This window comes from Mesorhizobium sp. M1066 (genome assembly GCF_040318635.1).
Classification (GTDB): Bacteria; Pseudomonadota; Alphaproteobacteria; order Rhizobiales; family Rhizobiaceae; genus Mesorhizobium.
The window spans coordinates 1-4,885 of record NZ_JAMYMR010000088.1 but is presented as its reverse complement, the minus strand read 5'-3'; the positions used below and the strand labels follow the sequence as shown (position 1 = coordinate 4,885).

The 4,885-nt window shown below is 62.9% G+C and carries 4 protein-coding genes; all 4 read left to right on the top strand.

What is annotated here, in order from left to right; all coding sequences use genetic code 11:
• The first annotated feature begins 330 nt into the window (after positions 1-330).
• The 4 genes from mnmG to NKH52_RS35045 all read left to right on the top strand — a co-directional run bounded on the left by mnmG (position 331) and on the right by NKH52_RS35045 (position 4,653).
• Positions 331-2,211 (top strand): tRNA uridine-5-carboxymethylaminomethyl(34) synthesis enzyme MnmG, encoded by a 1,881-nt coding sequence (gene mnmG / locus NKH52_RS35060; protein ID WP_352735794.1) that lies wholly within the window; start codon positions 331-333, stop codon positions 2,209-2,211.
• Entirely contained in the window at positions 2,208-2,840 is a 633-nt protein-coding gene (gene rsmG / locus NKH52_RS35055) for a 16S rRNA (guanine(527)-N(7))-methyltransferase RsmG (protein WP_352735793.1), read from the top strand. Before mnmG ends, rsmG begins: the two co-directional genes overlap by 4 nt.
• A gap of 52 nt (positions 2,841-2,892) precedes the next feature.
• The gene (locus tag NKH52_RS35050; protein WP_352735792.1) at positions 2,893-3,693 is read left to right on the top strand and encodes a ParA family protein; all 801 of its coding nucleotides are present in this window, start codon (positions 2,893-2,895) and stop codon (positions 3,691-3,693) included.
• 69 nt (positions 3,694-3,762) lie between these two features.
• Positions 3,763-4,653, top strand: coding sequence for a ParB/RepB/Spo0J family partition protein (locus tag NKH52_RS35045; protein ID WP_352735791.1), 891 nt, complete (start codon positions 3,763-3,765; stop codon positions 4,651-4,653).
• The last annotated feature ends 232 nt before the right edge of the window (positions 4,654-4,885 follow it).

Genomic DNA, 4,885 nt, shown 5'->3' with positions numbered 1-4,885 from the left:
GTCCTCGAAAGGACGACCAGGATCCCCTCGGTCTCCTTCCCACTTCAGACATAGCATGGGAACAACACACAGGATCCTCGGGTCTCCGAGACGCCGCTTCGCGGCCGCTCCGCCCGTGGATGACGAAGGCGGGAGGCTTCGTCTGGGCCACCGCGCTGCGCTGCCCGTGTGACTCACGTGAAACGCGTCGGGCGGCCTTGGTGACTCACGTGAACATGGAGCTGACAGCCCGCAAGGTTGTTTCACGTGAAACGACCCGCGGAGTTTTCTTGACAGCAAAGCCTCACGGGGACATGTGTCCCTCAATCTTTTGAGTCTGGGAAATTTGTGATGACCAATCACTATGATGTGGTTGTGGTAGGCGGCGGTCACGCGGGTTGCGAGGCGGCCAGCGCTGCCGCACGCGCCGGTGCCAGAACCGCGCTGGTGACGCTGCGCTTCGACACGATCGGGGTGATGTCGTGCAATCCGGCTATCGGCGGGCTCGGCAAGGGCCATTTGGTGCGCGAGATAGATGCCATGGACGGCTTGATGGGGCGGGTGGCGGATGCTGCCGGCATCCAATTCCGCCTGCTCAACCGCCGCAAGGGTCCCGCCGTGCGCGGCCCCCGCACGCAGGCCGACAGAAAACTCTATCGCCTTGCCATGCAGGAAGCGATTCGGCAGCAGAACGATCTCGACGTGGTCGAGGGTGAGGTTCTGGACTTCGAAATTGTCGCCGGCCAGATCGCGGCTGTTCTCCTGGCCGACGGCCGCCGCCTGGCTTGTGGCGCTGTTGTTCTGACCACCGGAACTTTTTTGCGCGGGCTTATACATATTGGCGAGAAGAAGATTGTCGCCGGCCGCATGAACGAGCAGGCCAGCCTTGGGCTGTCGGCGACGATGGACCGCGCAGGCTTCAGGCTCGGCCGTCTGAAGACCGGGACGCCGCCACGGCTCGATGGCCGGACCATCGACTGGGCGTCGCTGGAAAGCCAGGCCGCCGATGAGGATCCGGTGCCGTTCTCGCTGATGACCGACCGCATCACCACGCCGCAGATCGAGTGCGGCATCACCCGCACGACGATTGCCACGCATGAGCTGATTCGCGTCAATCTCGGCCGGTCGGCCATGTATTCTGGCTCGATCGCGGGCGTTGGGCCGCGTTATTGCCCGTCGATCGAGGACAAGATCGTCAAGTTCGGCGACAGGGACGGCCATCAGATCTTCCTCGAGCCGGAAGGGCTCGATGACGACACGGTTTATCCCAATGGAATTTCGACCTCGCTGCCCGAAGACGTACAGCTCGATATATTGAAAACCATTCCGGGGCTGGAGCGGTCCGCCATGCTGCAGCCCGGCTATGCCATCGAGTATGATCACGTCGATCCGCGCGAACTGCATCAGACACTGGAGACGAAGCGCATTGGCGGTCTCTTCCTCGCCGGTCAGATCAACGGTACGACCGGCTATGAAGAGGCGGCCGGGCAAGGGCTGCTTGCCGGCCTCAATGCGGCGCGGCGGGCGGCGGGCAGCGAGCAGATCGTGCTCAGCCGCACCGAAGCCTATATCGGCGTGATGGTCGACGATCTGACCAGCCGCGGTATAGCTGAGCCCTATCGGATATTCACCTCGCGGGCCGAGTTCCGGCTGTCGCTCCGCGCCGACAATGCGGATGAGCGGTTGACGCCCCTCGCTTCGAAACTGGGCATCGCTTCGGCGCAGCGGATGCAGCGCTACGGACAGGTGATGCAAAGCCTGGACGAGGCGCGGGATCTGGCGAAGTCGCTCGCCCTCACGCCGAACGAGGCGGCGCGGCACGGGCTGGAGATCAACCGGGATGGCGTGCGCCGGTCCGGTTATGAACTGTTGTCCTATCCTGATGTCGATGTGGCTTGGCTGGCTCGTGTCGATCCGCGCTTTGCGGATATAGACGCGAAGACGGCGGAACGCCTCGAGACGGAAGCGAAATATTCGGTCTATCTGGATCGCCAGAAAACTGACGTCGCGCAGATCCGGCTTGAAGAGAGCCGGCTGATTCCGGAGACCATCGATTTCGCCGGGGTGCCGGGTCTGTCGAACGAGCTGAAGCAGAAGATGCAGGTCCGGCGGCCGCGCTCCATCGCCGATGCCCAGCGCATGGAAGGCATGACGCCGGCGGCGCTGGCGATCATCGTCGCGCATGTCCGTCACGCGGAAAGCGCCCAGCGCCCACAAAAGGAAGTTGCGTGAGTTCTATTTCTCTGGAGAGCTTGCAGGACGCGGCAGGCCCGGTTTCACGTGAAACATTCGATCGGCTGGTGGCGTTCGAGCAGATGTTCCAGAAATGGAATCGCAGCATAAATCTCGTGGCGCAATCGACGTCGGGCGATGTCTGGCAGCGCCATATCCTGGACAGCGCCCAACTCGGACGCATAGAACCGGTTGCCACGCGCTGGATGGATCTCGGCTCGGGCGGCGGATTTCCGGGCCTTGTCATGGCTTTCCTGCTTGCCGAGCGCGACGGCGCCAGCATCGATCTGGTTGAAAGCAATCGCAAAAAGGCGTCCTTCCTGCAGACTGTCGTCGGGCAGTTCAGCCTGCCGGCGCGGGTGGTGGCGCACCGCATCGGTGACAGCCACGCGCTTGTTTCCACACCGCAAATCGTAACGGCGCGGGCGCTGGCTCCGCTTTCGACCTTGCTGGAGCTGTCGGCGCCCTGGCTGATTTCAGGCGCGCGCGGCCTGTTCCACAAAGGCCGGGATTACCGCACCGAAGTGCAAGAAAGCGTTCACCGATGGTCCTTCGATCTGGTAGAACATCCAAGTGTGACTGACGTTGGCGGCGTCATCCTGGAATTGTCCAACCTGCGACCTGTCTGATCCGTCACTGACAGGCGATTTGGCGCCCAAAATGAATTTCTGGCATAGACCCATGATGAAGAATGGCCCCCGAATCATCACTGTAGCCAACCAGAAGGGCGGTGTCGGCAAGACCACCACCGCCATCAATCTGGCGACCGCGCTGGCCGCGATCGGCGAAAAGGTGCTGATCGTCGATCTCGATCCGCAAGGAAATGCCAGCACCGGTCTCGGCATCGACCGCAAGGACCGCACGGTGTCCTCCTATGACGTGCTGACCGGCGAGCTGGAGCTAGAGGCCGCGGCCATCCCCACGGCGGTGCCTGGCCTGTCGATCGTGCCGTCGACGCTCGATCTGCTCGGCATCGAAATGGAGATCGCCTCGGCGCCCGACCGGGTGCTGAAGCTGCGCAACGCGCTGCGCGCCGCCACCTTGCGCGGCGCGCCGTTCGGCTATGTGCTGATCGACTGCCCGCCATCGCTCAACCTTTTGACTTTGAATTCAATGGCCGCGGCCGATTCTGTTCTTGTACCGCTGCAATGCGAGTTTTTCGCGCTCGAAGGTCTCAGCCAGTTGCTGGAGACGGTCGAGCAGGTGCGCCGCTCGATCAATCCGGATCTCACCATCCAGGGCATCGTGCTGACCATGTATGACGGCCGCAACAATCTCGCCAACCAGGTGGTGCAGGATGTGCGGGCGCATATGGGCGACAAGGTCTACGAGACCATCATCCCACGCAATGTGCGGGTGTCCGAGGCGCCGTCCTATGGCAAGCCGGCGATCCTCTACGATTTGAAATGCTCGGGCAGCCAGGCCTATCTGCAACTGGCGTCGGAAGTGATCCGCCGCGAGCGCAAGTTACGCGCCGCTTGATTAGGCCGGATGCATAGCTAAGAGCCGATTCGATACCGAAACGATTTGGAATAGCCAACTGGAATAAAGATGAGCGAAGACCTTTCGAGAAAAAGACTGGGGCGTGGACTGGCGGCGCTGATCGGCGAGATCGATCGCCCCGCAGCGCCTGAAAAGCCCGGCATGAGCGCCGACGGCAAGGTGCCGATCGAGTTCCTTACGCCGAATCCGAAAAATCCGCGCCGGCATTTCGGCGACGCCGAGCTGACCGACCTTGCCCAGTCGATCCGCGAACACGGCGTGGTCCAGCCGGTGGTGGCGCGGCCGTCGCCGACACAGGCCGGACGCTACGAGATCATCGCCGGCGAGCGGCGCTGGCGCGCGGCGCAGCGCGCCGGGCTGTCCGAGATCCCGGTCATCATCCGCGAGGTCAACGACCGCACCGCGCTCGAACTGGCGATCATCGAAAACGTCCAGCGCACCGACCTCAACGCAGTCGAGGAGGCGCTTGGCTATCAGCAGCTGATCGACGAGCACGGCTATACCCAGGCCGATCTCGGCCAGGTGATCGGCAAGAGCCGCAGCCATGTCGCCAATACGCTCAGGCTCTTGAAGCTGCCCGACGTGATCCGCGACATGCTGGTCGACGGCGCGCTGTCGGCGGGCCATGCCCGCACGCTGGTGACGGCGGAAGATCCGGCCGGCCTTGCCAAGCGCATCGTCGAAGAGGGACTTTCGGTCCGCCAGGCCGAAGCGCTGGCGCAGATGCCGGCCGGCAGCAGCAGCGCCAGGGAAGCTAGGCCCGCGCCAAGTCCTGACGAAAAGGACGCCGACACGCTGGCGCTGGAAAAGCTGTTGACCGATACGATCGGCATGATCGTGTCGGTGGATCACAAGGGCAAGGGCGGCGTGCTGCGGGTTTCGTACCGGTCGCTGGAACAGCTTGATGAGCTGTGCCGCAGGCTGAAGCAGGATCGGTAATTAGCCGGCGAATTAACTCCTGGCTTAAGGTCCAGCTGAGCTGGTTGGCACGGGCTTAAGAATAAAGGGCTGGCGGTTGCCGGCCCTTCTCTTTGCGGCGCCTATGTTTGGCGAACGCGGCGAAGCTGCCAATCTCCCCCCCTCGTGGGCAGGGCTATCGCATATGGATTCTTGCGAAGAAGAACCCCCACCCTAACCCTCCCCACAAGGGGGAGGGAACGCTGCCGCGTGC

Excerpts from the sequence above, each read along its gene's own strand:
- mnmG (WP_352735794.1), top strand. The coding sequence starts at position 331 with ATGACCAATCACTATGATGTGGTTGTGGTAGGCGGCGGTCACGCGGGT.
- NKH52_RS35050 (WP_352735792.1), top strand. The coding sequence starts at position 2,893 with ATGATGAAGAATGGCCCCCGAATCATCACTGTAGCCAACCAGAAGGGC.
- NKH52_RS35045 (WP_352735791.1), top strand. The coding sequence starts at position 3,763 with ATGAGCGAAGACCTTTCGAGAAAAAGACTGGGGCGTGGACTGGCGGCG.